Below are 18,113 nucleotides of genomic sequence, written 5' to 3'. Positions count from 1 at the left end.
GAATGCACGCTACGCCACGCGATCCGTTCTCCAAGGGCCAATGGTATCGACTGTATTTCGCATGAGAAACTGGGAGTCCCGCTTCTCCTCGGACTTTTCGAACGCGCGTCGAAGCGTCGATGCATTCAGCTGAGCGTGAATCAACTTGCGCCGAAACAGTTCGGTACCAGTGTCGCTACACCTCGAGATCTCTTCGCGCATCCAGATCCAAGCGCGGCGATCGGCAGCCCGCAGAAACAAGGCCCAAGCTGCATAGGCGCTGACCGCATCGGGGGCCGTTAGGTACTCGCGCCACCAAATACGCGCACTGGCCTCACGGGCGCTATTAAGGGCGGCTCGCCGCGCCGCTTGGGCGTGAGCTGTCCGAAGTTCGCCCTCCACCCACGCGCCCTCCACGGGGAGGGAGTTTCGTGCGCGGAATCCTTCGAACACGACACCCCGTCTACGGCGTAGGGCCGACGCCGACTGCGCATCCGAGGTGATCCGCTGTTCGAGCCAATCGGTTGCACCGTTGATCGTTGCTGCGATAGCGACGTCCTCCAACGCCTGATCGGTCCCGCAGAAAGGCAATTCACTGACCTCCTGCCGCAACCGCTCAACTGGGCCCGAGGCTGGAGCTCGAAAGATGATGTGCAGCAACTCGTCGACCCGCGCTGCGCCGATGTGCCGCATCACGAGAGTGCTTCGAAGCGCACGCCACAGCATCTCACCGCGGTCGGGGTCAACGCGAAGCAGCGCCTCGCATACCGGGAGGTATGCACCTTCTGCAAGCCTGACCTTCCGGCAAAACTCGCTGGTGCCTTCCGCAGCGCCGACTAGCCATTCGCCGACGAGATCGCGACCTAGTCGCAGGAGAAGTTCCATATCGTCCACGGCGATGTCGGCCAAGTAGAGATGCGCTCCTTTGGCCCGCGCGTCGTCGATTCGAGCCGACGCGGCTTCTACAGCGCGCCGGTAGGCGCTGGCGTGCGCGTCGCGGTCCTGGAAATCCTTGAGTGCCCGGAATGGATCGGCGTCTTGAGGCGGAGGCACATCGACGTAGTAGGCAAAAGGGTTCCAGTCGCGGTGAGCCGCGTCGACCGAGATGCCGACCGCAAGATCCGGCGGGGCCACGCGCTGATCCATCAGCACACGGCCGACGATCGTTCCGGCGAGCCTTACCTCATTGGGATCCCCACCCCGTCGACGCGCTGCTTCGAGCAGTCGCCAGGGGGCAATTCGCGGTGCGAGTTGCTCAAACGGAATGCTTGCCGCGCCCTCGATTAGCGCTCCTGAGCCGTAATGGTTCGTGAAGGCGTGCTCTGCCTCAGACCAGGCCCAGTTCGACTCAAGCAACGTCCGCGCAAACCGTGTTGGATCAGTAATCGCTAAGAGCCTGAACGCGTGCCCGCGCGTCACATCCGCGCCCGCACGCGCTCGTTCCACTGACCAGCCCCAAGCCCCTTCACTGAGCACCGCGCGGCATGAAGCAAGAAGACAGAGAAGGTCATGAAACTGCCTCTCGCTTCCGTGTGCAAACTTGGCTAATAGTGCATCAACGTCCTCCTCGGTGGGCGTACCGACGATGTGGGTGAGATCGAGCAGGACGTCCGCGAGCCCTGCCTCCACGATCTCTGCAATCTGATCGAACGGAGACTCGTGCGCGAGCTCAAGAATCAGCAACTCACTCGCGACTATCCATTCATCCCGACTATCTCTCTCGCTGCTGCGAAGTCGGAGCGCGCGGGCGGCCTCCGCCTCCTCCGCCCCTGTCAGGAGAAAGTGACGCGGTCCCCGAATCGCGCGCCAGTACCGCGAGCCTTCGGGGCACGTCGCATTACTGCGAAGCTTCCGTGTGAGGAGATCCGCAAGCGCTGCTGGGGCGCATCGCGCAAGAACTGGCTCGAACTCTTCGAAGTTGTGGTCTTCGATCGTCTGGCTACCGTGACTATCGAGCTTCGTGCTGTCGACTGACGCAGCCCACGAACGGATCTCTTCGACAAACTGCGCGGGGACCTCAAACGTTGGGTCTAGCCAAAACTCATTCGTGCGGAGGATGCGATGGCGTAGGCCAAGGTCCGAACGCAGGAGCACCTCCCGGGCATGCCGTCGTTCAAGCGGAAGCCAACTGTGTGCGGGGTCGGGTACGTAGTCGGTTTCATAGCGAATCCCCGGATCTATTCCAGGGTCCAGTGCGACGGCAGCGTCCTCGTCGACCTCTCTCCCAGTCAACCACAACACGAGTGCCGCAACGCGCGCCGGCAAGTCAGGATGCACGCCGGATTCCGGCTTCCTGGCTCTGATGTGAACCGACAACGCGACAAGCGCTCGACTGGTTCTCTCAGGGTCTTTGACGTTCAGAAGGCAGAGCCACTTGAGTGCATCCCACGCAGGACACTGCCCGCGTATTGCCAACTCGATCGCAGCGGCCTCGAATACTGGTATGGCGCTCTCGAGCGGGAAGCCTTCCAGAATCGGCGCCGCGGATGCAGTGAGAGTCCACTCGCTCTGATCGACGAGTTCGATCGGGACGCCAAGCACCGTTACCGGCCCCGAGCTGTCGGTTCCGATGCGGTCTACGAGGCGCTGAGCTCGACGGCGTTCCCAGTCTGGGTCTCGTGTATCGACATCTCGGGATACCCTGGTGAACCAGCGGCGGAGCTCTGCAACAAACGGCGCGAGAACCGATGCGTTCTCTCTCGGGATCGCTCGGAGCGCCTGGATCGCCCATGTCCGGGCGGACTTCTGTGAGGTCGCACCGGAGTGCTCCACGACATAGAGCAGTGCTCCCGCGATGTCGGGAGCGAGAGCGCGGAGTTCCCGCCGGTGGTGATCGGGAACGTTCTGCGTTTGCAACCACGCCGTTATAAGAGGCCCTGCAATCATCGCATCAGATCGCCCCTGTTGAACGAGAATCGAGACCGCGGCTCGTAGGACCTCGGCCCGTTCGTCCAATCCCGCGATCGGGTCGAGCCACGCGGACAACTCCGCTTCTGTATCAGCTGAGACGGCGGAATCGAGCGTCGCAAGGAGCGCAGTCCCCAGGGCGTGTGCGGTAACAGTCGGCGTGAGCTGGAATTGGCCCGAGGGCCCGCGGTTCATGAACTGTCCGTCGATGATGTCGCTCAGCCGAGCGAAGACGTCCCCTTGGAACAAGTCACGTCGGGAAACGGTCTCGCCGAGAGTCTTTAGCGACCATGCACGCACACGTTGCCGGTAGTCGCTAGCGATCGTTCTTAGCCAGTCCCGCCATTCGTCCTCGCCGAATGACCGTCCCGCGAGAACTCCGGCCCGTTCTCGCCCGTACTCCCACAGCAGCCGATGTACCGTCACTTGCCCCGCATGGACCAGCTTGTCGCGAAACCTAACGACAAGCCCAAACAGGCGAGGTGTCCGAGCCAGCTCAATCAGGTCCGGTTGCAGATCGGCTCGCGACAAACCCTCGAGCTGCAACATCTGGTCGAGTTCGCCACCTGGAGTAGCATCAAAGGGATCGACTCGCACCTCTACTGCCGGGACGACCAAGCCGCGGAGTCTCGAGAGCTTCTGCTCAAAGTGGAGCTGCCGAGTCGTTAGTATGATCCGAACTCGCCCTTCGAATGCTTCGCCCTGAAGGGCCTTCAGAATCTGCGGCCAGTCGACAGACGATTCCTGGTTGAGCCCGTCGAAGAGCACTGTGAGGACCGGCCCTTCAGCAATAGGCCGCCCGAGCAGGGACTCCAGGCGACGCCTCCAGTGTTCGCGATCTCGTACCCCTGTCAGCTCCCCCAATCGGTCGGCCAGGAACGCCTTCAAGGAGGACTCCGAAATGGAGGCGAGGCCAGCGACGGCCGACGAGGGTACAAGCAAAACAATCGGCTGCTCGGCCTCGCGATCAAGGAGCCACTCGACCGTCGCCCAGGTCTTGCCCACGCCCTCCCAACCAACGACAACGGCGGGAGCATCTGATGCAGCAGGACCAGCCCACCAGGAATCCAGCGCGGCCCGGACGCCCGCACGCGGCACTTTGCGACCTACTGCACCACCGGCCACGTTCTGACCGAAGCCCTCGTTGGATACCCTCGGCGACGTCCACACCTTCTGCAGGCGCGCGATCGAGCTTCGCCGTATCCCCTCGAACCCGAGACTCCACGGCTGCAGGTCTCGTCGAAGCTGCTCGACAGCGGGTTCCACTCCGACCAGTTCGTGCGCAAGTGCCGCGGCTTCTGCCGAGTAGATCGATTCGACGAGATCGGGCGCCCAGGCGCAGAGCGCGGCGAAGGGGGCGATCGAATGATCGTCCCACCCCATGATGATCACCGGTACGCCCGTTTGGCGGCCCTTTCGGTACAACTCTTCGGCGATTTGCTCGGAGACGTCTCTCGTGGCGACAAGGATCCAAGCCTCGAGGCACTCGTCACGCGCAAGCGCGTGATCCATCTCCCCGAGCAGCTGTCTCCTGTCGAGGTTCGTTGAGTCGGCATACTTCTTCGCCTCGATTCGGAGTCCTCGCTGCTGGCGACCAGCGGTGCCCGCATCGCCTCCGTGCTGAAAGCCGGAGCTCGCGACAAACACCGGGGTTTCGAGAAGGCGGCCGATAAGCGCCGCGGCCAACTGCTCGAGCTTCCTGGCGTCGGGCTCTTCTTGGAGCGCGCTTCGAAGCTTCGCTTGGATCTGCTGGAGCGCAGGCGAAGGGGAGAGGCTCATCGTGCACTCGCGGAAGCCGCTGCTGTCACCATCCGCTCCATCGGTCCTCCGCTGCCTCGCCGGCTATGCAGCGGCCTCTCTTCGGGCACGAGCAGACGCAGGGTGGGGAAGACCGTGTCGTTCCAGTGCTTCCACACGTCGCTCTGCTCCGTGTCAAGCTGATCGAACGGCACGCCGAGATTGCAGGCCCACATTACGAACGACGCTCCCCATGACCTCGACGGTCTGCCGCAACGTGCGCTCGTCCGTCTGCAGGACGCAGTGCGTGAGCCCGATGAGCTCAAGACCTCGCGCACTTCTGGCCGAAATCCGGTGGCGGCATCTTCCATGATTCACCCATTGGCCGCCTACGCCGCGGTGGACCGTGGGGCCGGCTGTGACTCCGATGCGTCCGCCGCGGTGGGAACCCCGCTTCGATCGATACGCTTGATAATCGAATCGAGCCGCGAGAAGAGGACCCAGCGAAACAGCGGGCTACCGTGGTAGCGCGCCACAGGCCGCAGCGCGTGCTTCATCTGGCTGCGGAGCTCGGAGATGCTCTTCTGCGTCCTCGCGCCGAACGCTTCTTCAAATGCGTCAGCCGCTTCCTCCTCTTCGCCATCCGACACGTGGAGCGTCCAGCGCGCAGCGCTCTTCCGGACGATTCCCTCAACCGCCTTCGCCCACGAGAAGAGCAGGTCGTACGGGGCGCCGAGGTAGAGCGCAGCCGACTCTTCCGCAGCGCTAAGCTCCATGAGCACCGGCTCGAGTTCGCGGCGGCGCTCATCCATGAGCTTCCGGATCGCCGCCGATCGGTCGCGATATTCTTGGAGGCCAGGGCCGGGTATGTAGGGGCGCTGCGCGTACTTCTCCAGCGCGTCGCACGCACGGGCCAGTGCCGAGTATGCTTTCCGGGCCGCGTCCGCCTGGTGCTCCGCGCGCTTCTGATGCCTCCAGCCGTTGAAGCCCCGCCAGGCGAGAACGAACCCGAACGCGGTCGTAAGACCACTGATCGCCGTCCCAAGGCGGGCCAGTTCGTCAAGAGTCACGCGACGCATCCTCCCAAATCTCGTGAGGATACCCGGAGGCTCTGACGGGCCCGGGGGCATTCGTTCGCGTAGCGTGCCTCTGCGCGGCCGCGAGCGGCGCCGTCTCTGGCCGAATCATCGGAGTCTCCCGATACACGCCCGAAGGCGCGGAGCGGTGGAGCGTCGGGAAGTTCGGCCGGGCGATCCCAGATCCAGGCGTTCCGAATGGTGGGCCGCTTGCCGCGTGGCTGGAGTGCAGAAAGGCCGAGGCACTACTTGTCGCGTTCTGAGCGGTCGAGATCGAGCGCTGCGTGCTTCGTGTGCTCCCGCGCCACGGCCGCAGGAAGCCGGGCGAGGTCGTCGGTGTAGATCCGTGCCTCCTGCCGCGCCCTGCTGATCGCGACATAGTAGACGTCCTGAGACGTCGTTCTGCTCTTCGTCGCCGCGTCGATGAGGACGCGCTCGGCGGTCGTTCCCTGGCTGGCGTGGACGGTCGTGGCGTAGGCGTGGTCGAGGTGGAGCGGCCTGTCGGCGCGGAGTTCCACCATGCGCTTTCCGTCCGTGAGCGTGACGGTCTCACGCGTCACGTCGGCCACGACGAACCGATCGCCGTTCGCGAGGTCGCGGGCGGCGTCGTTCCGGGTTACCCGGACGCGGTCCCCGGCGGCGAGTTCCGAGCGCTCCGGCTCGTATACCGACAGACGGCGGCAGGTCATGGGGCTGAACTCGACCACATCACCTTTCTCGCCACGGACCGTGAGCCGGTTGCCGGGACCGTTCTCCACGACCTCGTACAGCGCGCCGCGCGCGAGCCCCGCCTTCGGGTAGTCGCGTTCCGACTGGATGACGTCGCCCGGGGAGTAGTTCTTCGAGAAGGCGCGCTCGGCCTGCGTTGTGTCGCGCCGGGTCAGCGTCTCGAACTCGTGTCCGCGCCCGGCGAGGCCCAGATCCTCGCGGATCGCGCGGTTGATCTCCCGCCGCGCCTCGTTCGTGCCGGCGACGATGATGGTGCTCGCCCGCTCCTCCTCAGGGAGCCGCGCGAAGTCGGCCGCGATTGCCCGGCGGCGCTCGTGGTCGTCACGGACCTCGCGGACGTCGGAGAGCCGCGCGAGCGAGGACTCGCTCTCGCCTCGCGCAGCGAGCGACACGGCCTCCCGGAGCGCCGGATCCTTCTGCCGCTCGATCTCTGCCATGACCACTGTCTGCATGCCTGCCGCCTGGAGCTGATGGAACGGCCGCCCTGCCTCGATGGCCTTGGTCTGCCCGGTGTCGCCGAGGAGGACGACGCGCGCGTCTGCTTGCTCGGCTAGCTTGAGCGCCAGCTCCATCTGGCGGGTCGGGACGGTGCCCGCCTCGTCGATGACGAGCACCGTCTTGTCATCGACCGCCTTGTCCTGGGCGGCCAGGAACGAGGCGAGCGTCTTCGCCTCGACGCCCAGCTCTCGCAGGGCGCGAACGTGAGCCGCGTATGGTGCGAGGGCGACCACGCGGTGGCCGCGCTCCTCGGCGAGTCCCTTCGCGTGGTCGAGCATGTGGCTCTTCCCGGTGCCGGCGTATCCCTGGATGCCGACGACCCGGTGTGGGCTCGTGGTAATGAGCTCCACTGCCGCGCGCTGCCCGTCGTTGAGGTCAATGGAGGCGAGCCGGCTGCGGATCTGGTCCGACCCGCCGATCGGCTGCGCCGCCCAGCGCCCATCGCGCTCGATCCGTAGGATGCACTTCTCGCGTTCCAGGGCGGTCTGCGTGGTGAACCGCCGCTCGACCGGCACGAGCCGGCCGCCCGCGATTGCCGCATCGATGTGCGTCCGCGCTTCGTCGCGCGCCATCCCGCGACGTACTTCCGTTGCGACCAAGGCCCCCTTCGGCAAGCCCGGCGCGTTGATCGGTGCATCGGCAGCGCGGTAGAGGGGGCTCTCCGGGATGAGGTACCCGGTGGACGAAAGCCGTGCCATCTCGCGGCGAACGTCGGGCAGCGTCGCGCGGCCGACAGCGTGCTTGAGGGCGACGTCGAGCAGCTCGCGCTCTTCGATGATGGCCTGGCGCTCGGTGAGGTGCGCGATCGCGAACCGGACGCTGCGCCGGGCGCCCTCGGCGGCGGGGTGTGCCGCGGCGCCGGGGTCACGACGTCCGGAAGCCGTTCCGCGACGATGGCCCGAGTCGTGGGGAGCAGGTCGGGTGAGGTCGATCCGGAGCTCGCGCGCCCGAGCGTGCCACTCGGCGAAGAGGGCCTGGCGGTCCACCGATACCTTCCGAGGACGCGTCGCGAGCTTCACGCGCTGCTTCTGCTCGGGAGTCGCATTCTCGGGCGACAACCCCTCCTGCGCCATCCGGCGTTCGATCTGCTCCGTCCTCCGGCTGAACGCGATGAGCTGCGCCCGCTCCATGTGGGTAAGCTCGAACGTGCCCTCCCGACCGTGCCGGAGCGCGTATCCCAGGTCCTGCAGCTCGGCGGCCAGCTCGGCCCGGTACACGGCGCCGAGGTACTTCGTCGCCTTGACGATCTCGTCGTTGCGGAGCGCCCGCCACGCGCCATCCGAGCGGCGGGTGAGGTTCAGCACGAGAGCATGGGTATGGAGCTGGGGATCCTGCTCGCGGCTCGTCTCGTGACGGAACTTCGCAACGACGAGGTTGCGCGTGTCCTCGACCCGGCTCTCACCGTTAGCCTTCTTGCGCGTCTGGGCCCGTTCCTCGGTGGCGTCGATCGCTCGCGCGACCGCCCGGTCGTGCGCGTCCATGATGCGTTCATCCCCGCCGACGAGCGCTTGGAGCGAGACGCTCTTCGGAGCGGAGAAGGTGAGGTCGATGCCGATCCGGCTCTGCGAGTCCCGGCGCGTCGCGGAGCGGGACGTCGGCCCATCCGCAGTGACCCGCCCGGCGAGGAGCTCGCGGAAACGGCCGCCGTCCACGGAGCCCTCGAGCCCCAGCGCCTCGGCGCCCTTCCCCTGCCACGCCGAGGCCTCGCCCTCGCCGGCGTAGTAGTCGTCCGCGCCGTCCTCGTAGTAGCTCGCCGCGCGGCCCACGTCCTGCCGTGTGAGGACCTTGTGGCTCAGCATGCCAGCCTCTCCTCGAAGGCCGGGACGCGGTTCCGGAAACGGACCACGTCGAGCTTCACCTTCGCGATGGGGTGATCGCCGGCGAACGCGAGATAGCCGGTGAGGTCGGGGAGGCTCGCGATCTCGGACGCGAGCACGACACGTTCCCTCGCGCGCTGGATCTGGCTGCTCGTCGTGTCCCCACGGGGTCCGGTCGTCCTGCTGAAGCTCTCCCGCTCCACTTCGTGCTCGCCGAGGCTCTGGCTCAGGTCCTCGCACGTGCGCGGGTCCGTCTTCGCGCCCCCGAGGACGACGAGTGACCGGAAGCAGCTCCGGAGCGTCTGCGCCTCCTCACGCCCGTAGATCCGCTCGAGCTGGGCGGTGGACTGGAGTCCGGCCACGATGCGGAGCCCGGCCTTGCGGCCCTTGGTCGCGGCGTCCTCCAGGCTCGGGAGCTTCTCCAGGCTCGCGAGCTCGTCGAGGAACATCCAGATGCGCCGCTCCCGGTCCTCGTCCAGGGAGAGGATCGAGGTGCAGAGCACGTCGACCCACGCGGAGATGAGCGGCTTCAGCGCCTCCGCCATGTCCTCGCGCCAGGTGATGAAGAGGTTCCCGCCCGCTGGATCGGCGAGCCAGGTGCGGAGCGAGAACTCCCCCGCGGGCATCGACAGGTGCTCGGGGAGCTTCGCCGAGAGCACGAACCGGGCGCTCGCGAGGGCCTTGTCGGCGCCGACGAAGAGCGACTCGGCCGCAGTCTGGGCAAGGAAGGCCTGGAGGTCGGCCGGCTTCGCGATGGTCGTCCAGCGGAACAGCTCCGCCACCGACGGTTGGCCCACGAGCGACAGCTTCCGCGCGGTCTCGCGGAGGAGGAGCCGCGCATAGGCGCACCACTCCTCCTCCTCCTTGGTCTGGCCACGCGGGACGAGGGACAGGGCGAAGCGTTTGAAGTCGTATTCGGCCCGGATCTCGTTGAAGAAGGTCCAGCCGAGGCCGCGGGAGTCGTACGGGTTCAAGATGACGTCGCCCGGCCGGTGGAACTTAGCGAGCATGTCGCCGTTCGGATCGGCGACCACGATGCGATCGCCGCGGAGCAGAGCCGTGTAGGCCATCTCGCGAATGAGGACCGACTTCCCGGAGCCGGTGGACCCGCCCACGAGGAGGTGCAGGGTCTCGATCGACGTGGGCATCGGCACGCCGGCGACGGTGATCTGTTGGTGCCTGCGCTCGCGGGTGGACCACGCGAGACTGATGGCGCTCACCACCCTCGTACCGCGGACGTGAAGCCGGAAGTTCGCGCCGCCGAAGCCGGCGGCCGCCAGCCGGCGCGCGACAACGACGCCCGCGAGGGCGACGCCCAGGCCGCTCACGAATACCGCGAGGAGAAGCGGCCGCTCCCCGGTCGCCGTGGCGCGCGCGAGCCGCAGGATGCGGCCGAGACCCCCGTGCCCGATCTCGCCCGTCGCCACCGCCGCCGCGAGCCACGCCACGATGGGCAGTCCCGCCACCAGGACCGTGGTTGCCCTGGTTCGATCGTCGGGGTGCATGATCACCTCCACGACGAGAGGCCGCGACGCTCGACTTCCTTCTGGGCGACGGCCGACTTCTGCGGGCCTGCGAGGGAGCGGAGCAGCAGCAGCACCTCGACGAGCGTTCCTGAGTCGCTCGCGGAAGCGCTCGATGCGGGCGGCTCGCGGCTGGAGGCGCCCTGCTCCGCCGCCGCGCGGATCGCGAGCTCGGCGACGAGCCGGTCTTGTTCCTCGAGCCGCTGGCGCAGGTACGTGCCCAGGGCGACGCCGCGAGCCTGTGCTTCGGCCGAGTAGCGGGTCCAGGCGTCGCTGCTCAGGCGAACGCTCACGTGCGTGGAGCTCATGGGTCTCTTCTCCGTCGAGGGTTGACGAACCGCGAAGCCAGCGATTAACGTGCCTGGCATGGTGCGCCGTGCCGAAGGATGCAACGCCCCTGAGGGGAAGATCAACTCCCGGCGCCGCTCCGCCCCGAACGGAAGCGACCTCGGTCAACGCAGCCCTGATGACGGGATGGTGACAGTCACCGTGAGGCGATCCACGAGGTTGGCGCCCGCCTGTCATCGTCTTGGTGACAGCCGTCTCCGCCGGCGATCGGGAAAGCACCGTGATTGCGCGAACCTGACCGCACACGCAGGGTGCGTATGGTCTGTGACCGTTAAGGACCCCGCGGGGCTCCCGAGCAAGCGGCAAGGCTCGCCGACGTGTGGCGGTGAGAAGGGCGTCCAACAGCCGAATCGGCGAAGCCGATTCCTGAACCCGGGCGGCGATTTCTCGACGTCGAGAATCCCGCGTTGCGGAACAGTCCACGCGAGCCGCGCACGAGGGCGGACGAGAGGTGAGCGATGAGGGCACGAACGAACCCGATGACGAACGGCACCGACGAGACGCGAATGATGGAGGGCGCGCAAGCGCCGGGCGCCGCCGGCGCAGGCGAGGTGCGTGAGATCGCGCTCGACGCTATCGAGCCCGACCCCGCCCAGCCGCGCCGCGCTTTCGATGAGGCGAAGCTCCAGAGCCTCGCGGCGAGCATCGCGAGGTACGGGCTCCTCCAGGAGCCCGGTGTCGTGCCACTGCCGCCGGGCGGCGGGGCCGAGGCGCGCTACCGGCTGGTCTGGGGCGAGCGGCGCTGGCGCGCGATCCGCATCGCCGGCCTCACGACGATCCGCTGCAAGGTGCTCCCGCCCGCCGACGACTCCGCCGTCGAGCAGCTCCGCACGAAGGAGAAGCAGTGGGCCGAGAACATGGAGCGCGAGGGACTCTCCGCCATCGAGGAGGCGATGGCCATCCAGGACGCCGTGGACGTCGAGCGCAAGCTCGACGGAGACACGCCGGTCGGCGATCTCGTCGAGAAGGTCGGCACCGCACGCGGGCTCAACGGGATGGTGGCTCGAAACCTCGTCGCGCTGCTGAAGACGCCGCGCTGCCTACAGTCCGCGGTACTCGCGCGCAGCATCGGCCGCGAGGTCGCGTTCGAGCTCACCCGGCACTGGAACAAGATGCTCGCGGAGCACGAGCTCCACGGCGCGGCCAAGCGCGCGATCCAGTTCCGGAACCTCGTCGAGGCGTGGGCTCGTTCTCGCGGCGCGGAGCTCGACGCGCAGGCGATGGCCGCGTTCGCGGCCGAGACGTTCCAGGATCCGAAGGCGGTAAAGGCGACGTGCCTCAAGGCCGAGACCGCGCAAGGGAAGCTGGTCGACCGGTTCGCTGCGGTAGTCGAGCGCGCGCAGAAGGAGGGGTGGACGGTCGCGAAGGCTCGGGAGGCCCACAGGGAGCGCCGGCGCACCGCACGTGCCGTTCGCAAGCTCCCGTGCCTCGAGCGCGCTGGCAAGGACAACGCACGGGTCACGGTACACCTCGACCGCCTGCGCGCCGCGGCCGGCACGTCTCCGGAAAGCATCGCCGAAGCGCTGGGCGTGCTTCGGGCGATCGTGGGCGAGATCGAGGCAGCCGGAGCCGCGGCAGCCTCGACTGTTGAACTCGACGCGGCTGACGCGCGTACCCGTCCGGCCTCTACGTCGCCGGCGCGGAGCGGCGCCGAATCGTCGGCGGCTTCGGTCGGGGGCGGAGCGGCGCGGACGGAAGGACGACACTCGACGGTATCCGGGGAGTCGGTTCGGCGGACCACCACACCCTGAACCGCGCGTCCCAGCGCCACCCAATCGCCTTGAGCTCGGTCCTCACTTCGATCGGCGGGACGCGGTCGAAGCTCAGGGCGGTCCGCTTCGCGTACACTCGGACCTGCGCGATGACCGGCTTCGGCTGGGGCGCGCCGTGCGCGGCCGCGAGCAGCTCGTGCAGCGAGCGCTCACAGTTCTCGCAGACCTCCTCCCGCATCGTCGCGTCCCGCGCGAAGAGCGGCACGATCGGCTTGCCCGACGTGTCCGGCCTTCCGGGCGAGAGGCCCGCGGCACTCCGGAGGCACGCAGGGCACCACACCGAGTCGTCTGCGCTGTACCCGAGGACGGCGAACGGCCCGCGGGAGACGATCTCCGCGACGACGGCGTTCGTGCGCGGCATGGCTACGCCTCCTCCGGCTCGGATGCGTTGTACGGCGTGAACGGCTGCAGGTGGATGTCGGGCGGGTGGTAGTCGCCGCAGAGCTCGCACGCCACCAGCTCCAGCTGGACGTCCTTGAACATCTGCTCGACCGCTTCATGGAGGTCCGTGAACCGCGCAGGCTTCGTCAGCATGTGACCGTCTCCCTGTTCGGGCGGCGTCGCGCCGCTCTCACCCGAAGTGGAGCGGCCGACGTCGCCCGCGAGCGCGCGGAGGCCGCGCCGGGCCGGGGCACGCCGCAGTCGGCGGCGACCGTGCCAGCGAGCCGTTTGGAGCTGGCGCGGTCGCGCGCGCGTGGCCCGGCGGCTTCCCGGCGTGGCCGGAGCAAGCGGGGGAGACGGTCGCGTGCTCGGTCGGAGCGGCTCCGGCCCTCAGGCGAAGAGCGCGTTCGCCACGGTGGGCTCCAGCGTCGCCAGGTCCGTCACTCCGTGCGCCTCGTCGCACCACGGTGCGAGCGCCGCGCCTGAGATCCCGATGGCGAGGCCGAAGATGCTCACCCCGAGCGCCGCCGCGCGCTCTCGCACGGAGGGGGCGGCGCCGGCGTCGTCCTCTCCATCGGAGACGAGGACGAGGTCGGCGCTTCGTAGTCCTCCGCGAACGTCGGCGATGACCTCGAGCCCGCGCTCCATGGCGGCGGCGATGGAGGTCCCTCCGCCGCAACGCACGAACAGCGCCTCCTCCGGGACGGAGGCACCTGGGCGGACCACCTCTACGTAGAACGGGGCAGCGTTGTACGCGATGAGCGCGAAGGGCCGCCCCTCCGCACGCGCGTGCCCGAAGAGCGCCAGCGCCAGCGCGGTGGCCCAGACGTCCTTGAGGCCGCCGCCCTCGTCCATCGAAGAGCTCTTGTCGAGGAGCACCACGAGGGGGCCGCGGCCGAGGCGCTCGCTCCCGACGAGCTGGTACTGGAGGACCTGGCGTTCGGCGAGGCGGCGGAGAAAGTCGAGGCGCCGCCGCGGGTCGGTGAGGCGCGCCAGCTCGACTGGCAGCGCCCGGGCGAGGTCCGCGCCCTGTGTGACGTCGGTCACCTCGTCCGCGCCGTGGCGCACGCGCGCCCGGCGCTTCGACGCCGCGATCCGCTTCATGCGGCCGGCGAGGAGCGCGATGCGCAGTAGGCGCGAGTCGCTCCGGAGCCGGGCCGCGAGCGGACGCGCTCGGGCTCCGTCACCGGCGCCCCCGCGCAGCGTGGACGTCCCAGGCGCGAAGCCGATGCCGGCGAGCCCCTCGGTCGCCTCCCGCAGCTCCTCGACGGCACGCGAGGCAGCGGCGCAAGCGGCCACGAGCGGCCGCCGGAGCGGGTCCTTCGCCGAGCCCGGCGCCGCGGCAGGCGCCGGTTGCTCGGGCTCGGGCAGGTCGCCCAGCTCGTCGAGGAGCGATTCAACCGAGGCCGCGGCGGCAATGGCGTCGCCGCGACACTCCGCCGCGAGGCGTCCGAACTGCGGAAGCGCCTCGCAGCTCGCGTGGAGGCGCTCGGCCCAGGCGCGCAGCGCCGGGACGGCGTCACCGGCGGCGAGGCGGTCACACTCGCCGGCGTAGAGGCGCTCGAAGAGCTCGTCCTCAAGCCGGCGGGAGTGCGTGTCGTTCGATGCCGGCAAGGGCAGGCCGCGCGCGTCGCGATGCTGGATGAGGTGCCACTTAGGCACGTCGAAGATGAGCCGGCGCATCAGCGAGCCCCTCCCAGGCCGAGCCCGCGCGTCACGGACCGCGCAAGGTCCGAGTGGAGCTGCGCGATCTCCTGACCGGCGTCGGCGAGCGTCGCCTTCGCACGCGGCCCAGCGCCGCGCGCGAGTTCCACCAAGCGAACCTGCTGCGCCTTGAAGTCGTCGAGCGCCTGCGCCGCGCTGGCGATGTACGCCTTGCGGTCCGAGGACCGGAGCCCGGCAACTTTCGCGGCCGTCTCGCGGGCGGCGTCCAGGATCTCGGCGGCCTTGGCGCTCACCGGATCGGCCAGCTCCCCCACGAGTCGCGCGACCTTCGGGCGCTCCTTCGGTTCGCGCCAGAGCGCGTCCACGAGGACGAGGAGGTCCTCGGGCGTGGTGGCGAGCTCTCCGGAGAGGAACGCGTGCGCCTGGACGACGCGCAGGCTCTTCTTCCAGCGCCGGTCGGAGGCGACGATCCCCTCGGCCGTGCAGGCGTCTCGGACCGCGACGAGGGCGTCCACCGTGGCGTCCGTGACGGTGACGCTCGCGGCCGCCGCTTGCGCGTCGAGGAGCGCCTGGAACGGGAAGCCGGTCGCGACGCCGGGCTCGGGCCCGGTCACGACGGTGCGGAAGCTCGCCGGACGGCGGAGGTACTGGACGTCGAACCGCAGCAGGAAGCGGTCGAAGAGCGCCTCCAGCTCCTTCCCGTCCGGCAGCTCGTTCGACGCGCCGAAGAGGCTCACGAGCGGCATGGTGAGTGGCGCGCCGTCGTTGTGGAAGAGGCGCTCGTTCATGGCGGCGAGGAGGCTGTTCAGGATGGCCGAGTTCGCCTTGAAGACCTCGTCGACGAAGGCGAACTGCGCCTCGGGCAGCTTGCCCGTGACGACGCGGGCGTAGCGGTCCTGCTCGAGCGCCCTGAGGCTGATGGGCCCGAAGAGCTCCTCCGGCGTCGAGAACTTGGTGAGGAGCCGCTCGAAGTAGCTCCCGCCGAATGCCTGGGCGAGGGCGCGCACGAGCGCGCTTTTCGCGGTACCTGGCGGACCGAGGAGCAACACGTGCTCGCCGGCGAGCACGGCGCACAGTGCGCCTTCGATCACCTCACGGCGTTCGGGGAAGCGAGCGTTGAGCTCCTGGCGGAGCTGGTGAAGTGGGGCGAGAGCAGCGGCGGCACTCGTGGAGATGGCGTTCTGGGTCATGTCGTGACTCCTGGGACGGCTGAGGGCTCAGGACGCCTTCGCCTGGAGGAGGCCCTCGACGTGCCGCGTGAGCTCGTCGAGCTTCGCGTCGAGGTCGGAAACCTGAACCTGGAGCACGGAGTGGTAGAGGCTCGCCTTCGCGCGCAGCTCGTCGAAGGTGGCGAGGCGCCGGGGTCGGGTCGACACGCGGTCGGGTGGCTCCTGGAGGAACGCTTCGATCTCGGAGGAGAGGATCGCGAGGTCCTCCTCGAGCGCCGAGCGCGCCGCGTCGCCCAGCGCCTTCGCCGCCTCGGGGGTCGCGTGAATGGGGACGACGTCGATCCTGCTGGCCCCGATCCCTGCGACCGCCACCTGCAGCCGGCGCAGCGTGTCGGCGAACGGCGCAGGGACCCAGTAGACGCCGCCGTGCTCGCGGAGCGTCACGGCTGCGCACGCGGCCAGGGTCTTCACCAGCGCACGACGGACGTCGTCGGGCGTGTGGGTGCTGAGGAGGCGCTCGTAGCGCTCGCGAACAGCGCGGACGATGTCGTGGTCGGGGGCGTCGCTCGCGAGGAACGGCGTCACGAGCCGCCGGAGGACGATCCGGGCCTCCTGGCGGTAGCTCATGTTGCCCGAGGCGTCGCGCTGCTCCTCGACGACCGCGAAGACGAGCTCGTCGTCGTCCTCCTTGCCGAGGCGGATGAGGTGCCCCTGCTGGCCGACCTGGGCCTCCCGGACGGCGGTCCTGAGCGCCTTCTCGGGCGTGGGCGGCTCCGGCAGGAGCGCGGTGGAGAGCCCGGCCCCCAGCCAGACCTCCTCCAGCCGGTCCCTGCTGATCCTGGCGTCCTCGAGCGTCCACCAGAGCATGTCGCCGACGTGTTCGCCGGCGGTCTGTAGATTGCTACGGATGAGCGAGAGGCTCATGGCTGCGATCTCCCCGTGGGAACGAGCGCGGCACCGCGCCGCGCGCCTGCGCGAGGCGGCGCGGTGCCCGCCAGCGGGGGGGAGAGGGTGCGAGGCTCATCTGCGCCAGCGATCGAGTAGAGCCAGCTTAACCGTGCGATCGATCGTGCCGTCACCTCGGCCACGGTGAAGATGCCGGAACTGTCGATCTCCGCCCTGCACCGTGGGCGGGTTTCCATCAGAACCGAACTACCGCCAGCGCTCCGACCTTACCTGCGACGCTTCTTGCCTGGCCACGGCAGGGTGCCGTCCAGTTCCTCCAGGGCGGCCTCATCGTCGCGGCCACCTGCCGCGCGTGAGTCCCCCTCCGGAAGCTCCTCGTACTCGAACCAGAGAAGCGTCAGCGTCTGGTCCCACGTCTGGAGATGCCGGGCGTCTTCCAGCAGAACGCCACCGCGCTCCCATTGACCGAGCCAGAGGTCGGCATCGCATTCTTCGGGACCACCGGGAGCTCGGCCTTGGCGCACGCGCTCGGACAGCGATCCCCGAGGAAGCTTGCTCCCCGCGGGGATCTTCCCGAAGGCATCGCGCAGGGCCTTTGATCTCGAGGCGTAGCGCACGACTCCCCCTTCGGCGAGCACAAAGGCGCACGGGGCTTCCCCGACGGCCGCGAACCGAGAGCCCGTCGCGGAGAAGGAGGCGTTGAACTCCTCCGCGAGTGTTTCGACCGATGCGAGGCTCACCTCGGCGTCGTCGACTCGCTGCTTGAACAGGATGATCGGGAGAAGGAGCTCCGCCGCAAAAACGTCACACCAGATCTCGTTCGGTGGTCGCTTCGCGTAGCTCCACGACGGGGACCCCTGATGTTCCGAGGGAAGCCCCAGCACGAAATGCGCGATCTCGTGGCACACCGTGAATCGTTGCCGTGCGCTCCCGTCGTGCGCGTTCACGTAGATGCAGCGCTTCCCCTTCGCCTCGAAAGAACCACCAGCCTCGTCGGGGGGGAGGTCGTGGTCGTACTTGATCCCCGCGCCGATCTCGGCCGCGTACTGCTTCACGGAGACGGGGACAGCGTCCGGCCGAGTCTTCCGGACGAACTCACGCGCTCTCACGATGGCGATGAATTCATCCACGACCGTCTTCTTCCTCCAGGAACCTGCGGACTCGCTCGATCATCTTCCCATAGTCGGGGCGGCTGCTTCCACGAAACGCCATGCTCGCAGCGCCCGCGAATTCGTCGTAGGTGACGCTCTCATCCTCGAGAACGTGCATCACTAGGCCGGCGTCCGCGTCCGGGTGATCCGCGAGGTATCGAAGTATCTGCGTCTGGCGCTTCTCGGCCTTCAACGCTCGCGCGAGCTTCCCAAGAACCTCCTCGGACGGCGACTCCTTCGCGCCGGTTTCCAGCCGATGGATGTAAGCGTGGTCCACCTCCGCAAGTTGCCCAAGCTCCCGTAACGAGAGCCCTCTCTTCTCTCTCAGCGCACGAAGAACGGAACCCAGCGCTGGTGCGGACACGTGGCCTCCTTGACAGGTCGTAAAGCAAGTTTTAGTGTGTTGTCTGGATGGACAACGATAGCACCGGCGCACTTAGATGTCGTTGTGGCAC

The 18,113-nt window shown here is 68.2% G+C and carries 12 protein-coding genes; 1 reads left to right on the top strand and 11 read right to left on the bottom strand.

Features of this window, described 5'->3' with window-relative positions:
* Positions 1–9: 9 nt before the first annotated feature.
* The 5 genes from PSR1_RS00815 to PSR1_RS00795 all read right to left on the bottom strand — a co-directional run bounded on the left by PSR1_RS00815 (position 10) and on the right by PSR1_RS00795 (position 10,574).
* A complete protein-coding gene (locus tag PSR1_RS00815) occupies positions 10–4,665 on the bottom strand; it encodes a hypothetical protein (protein WP_059435748.1) in 4,656 nt (1,551 codons plus the stop codon).
* Positions 4,666–5,012: 347 nt separating this feature from the next.
* A complete protein-coding gene (locus PSR1_RS00810) occupies positions 5,013–5,693 on the bottom strand; it encodes a hypothetical protein (RefSeq protein ID WP_059435747.1) in 681 nt (226 codons plus the stop codon).
* A 251-nt stretch (positions 5,694–5,944) separates the two neighbouring features.
* Entirely contained in the window at positions 5,945–8,725 is a 2,781-nt protein-coding gene (gene mobF, locus PSR1_RS00805; protein ID WP_059435746.1) for a MobF family relaxase, read from the bottom strand.
* A complete protein-coding gene (locus tag PSR1_RS00800) occupies positions 8,719–10,248 on the bottom strand; it encodes a type IV secretion system DNA-binding domain-containing protein (RefSeq protein ID WP_059435763.1) in 1,530 nt (509 codons plus the stop codon). Before PSR1_RS00800 ends, mobF begins: the two co-directional genes overlap by 7 nt.
* Before the next feature lie 2 nt (positions 10,249–10,250).
* Positions 10,251–10,574, bottom strand: coding sequence for a hypothetical protein (locus PSR1_RS00795; RefSeq protein ID WP_059435745.1), 324 nt, complete (start codon positions 10,572–10,574; stop codon positions 10,251–10,253).
* 519 nt (positions 10,575–11,093) lie between these two features.
* Between PSR1_RS00795 and PSR1_RS00790 the strand changes: the two genes are divergently transcribed.
* Entirely contained in the window at positions 11,094–12,365 is a 1,272-nt protein-coding gene (locus PSR1_RS00790) for a ParB/RepB/Spo0J family partition protein (RefSeq protein ID WP_059435744.1), read from the top strand.
* Positions 12,366–12,749: 384 nt separating this feature from the next.
* Here the strand turns inward: PSR1_RS00790 and PSR1_RS24010 are convergent, their stop codons facing one another.
* The 6 genes from PSR1_RS24010 to PSR1_RS00765 form a co-directional block, all read right to left on the bottom strand.
* A complete protein-coding gene (locus PSR1_RS24010; protein WP_160308985.1) occupies positions 12,750–12,920 on the bottom strand; it encodes a hypothetical protein in 171 nt (56 codons plus the stop codon).
* A 237-nt stretch (positions 12,921–13,157) separates the two neighbouring features.
* Positions 13,158–14,450 (bottom strand): hypothetical protein, encoded by a 1,293-nt coding sequence (locus tag PSR1_RS00785; protein ID WP_059435743.1) that lies wholly within the window; start codon positions 14,448–14,450, stop codon positions 13,158–13,160.
* Complete coding sequence (locus PSR1_RS00780; protein WP_059435742.1) at positions 14,450–15,622, bottom strand: AAA family ATPase; 1,173 nt, start codon at positions 15,620–15,622, stop codon at positions 14,450–14,452. The genes PSR1_RS00785 and PSR1_RS00780 overlap by 1 nt, the downstream gene beginning before the upstream one ends.
* Positions 15,623–15,649: 27 nt before the next feature.
* On the bottom strand, positions 15,650–16,525 hold the full coding sequence (locus tag PSR1_RS00775; protein WP_059435741.1) for a DUF6744 family protein: 876 nt from the start codon (positions 16,523–16,525) through the stop codon (positions 15,650–15,652).
* Positions 16,526–16,773: 248 nt separating this feature from the next.
* Entirely contained in the window at positions 16,774–17,637 is an 864-nt protein-coding gene (locus PSR1_RS00770; protein ID WP_059435740.1) for an ImmA/IrrE family metallo-endopeptidase, read from the bottom strand.
* Positions 17,630–18,022 carry a helix-turn-helix domain-containing protein gene (locus PSR1_RS00765; protein ID WP_082100072.1) on the bottom strand — a complete coding sequence of 131 codons (393 nt, stop codon included), beginning with the start codon at positions 18,020–18,022 and terminating at the stop codon, positions 17,630–17,632. The genes PSR1_RS00770 and PSR1_RS00765 overlap by 8 nt, the downstream gene beginning before the upstream one ends.
* Positions 18,023–18,113 lie beyond the last annotated feature (91 nt).

The organism is Anaeromyxobacter sp. PSR-1, from assembly GCF_000964525.1.
In the GTDB taxonomy this organism is placed as follows: Bacteria; Myxococcota; Myxococcia; order Myxococcales; family Anaeromyxobacteraceae; genus Anaeromyxobacter.
This window is presented reverse-complemented; position numbering and strand designations above follow the sequence as displayed.

Coding starts and splice junctions, on each gene's coding strand:
- PSR1_RS00815 (WP_059435748.1), bottom strand. CDS start 4,665: ATGAGCCTCTCCCCTTCGCCTGCGCTCCAGCAGATCCAAGCGAAGCTT.
- mobF (WP_059435746.1), bottom strand. CDS start 8,725: ATGCTGAGCCACAAGGTCCTCACACGGCAGGACGTGGGCCGCGCGGCG.
- PSR1_RS00800 (WP_059435763.1), bottom strand. CDS start 10,248: ATGCACCCCGACGATCGAACCAGGGCAACCACGGTCCTGGTGGCGGGA.
- PSR1_RS00795 (WP_059435745.1), bottom strand. CDS start 10,574: ATGAGCTCCACGCACGTGAGCGTTCGCCTGAGCAGCGACGCCTGGACC.
- PSR1_RS00790 (WP_059435744.1), top strand. CDS start 11,094: ATGACGAACGGCACCGACGAGACGCGAATGATGGAGGGCGCGCAAGCG.
- PSR1_RS24010 (WP_160308985.1), bottom strand. CDS start 12,920: ATGCTGACGAAGCCTGCGCGGTTCACGGACCTCCATGAAGCGGTCGAG.
- PSR1_RS00785 (WP_059435743.1), bottom strand. CDS start 14,450: ATGCGCCGGCTCATCTTCGACGTGCCTAAGTGGCACCTCATCCAGCAT.
- PSR1_RS00780 (WP_059435742.1), bottom strand. CDS start 15,622: ATGACCCAGAACGCCATCTCCACGAGTGCCGCCGCTGCTCTCGCCCCA.
- PSR1_RS00775 (WP_059435741.1), bottom strand. CDS start 16,525: ATGAGCCTCTCGCTCATCCGTAGCAATCTACAGACCGCCGGCGAACAC.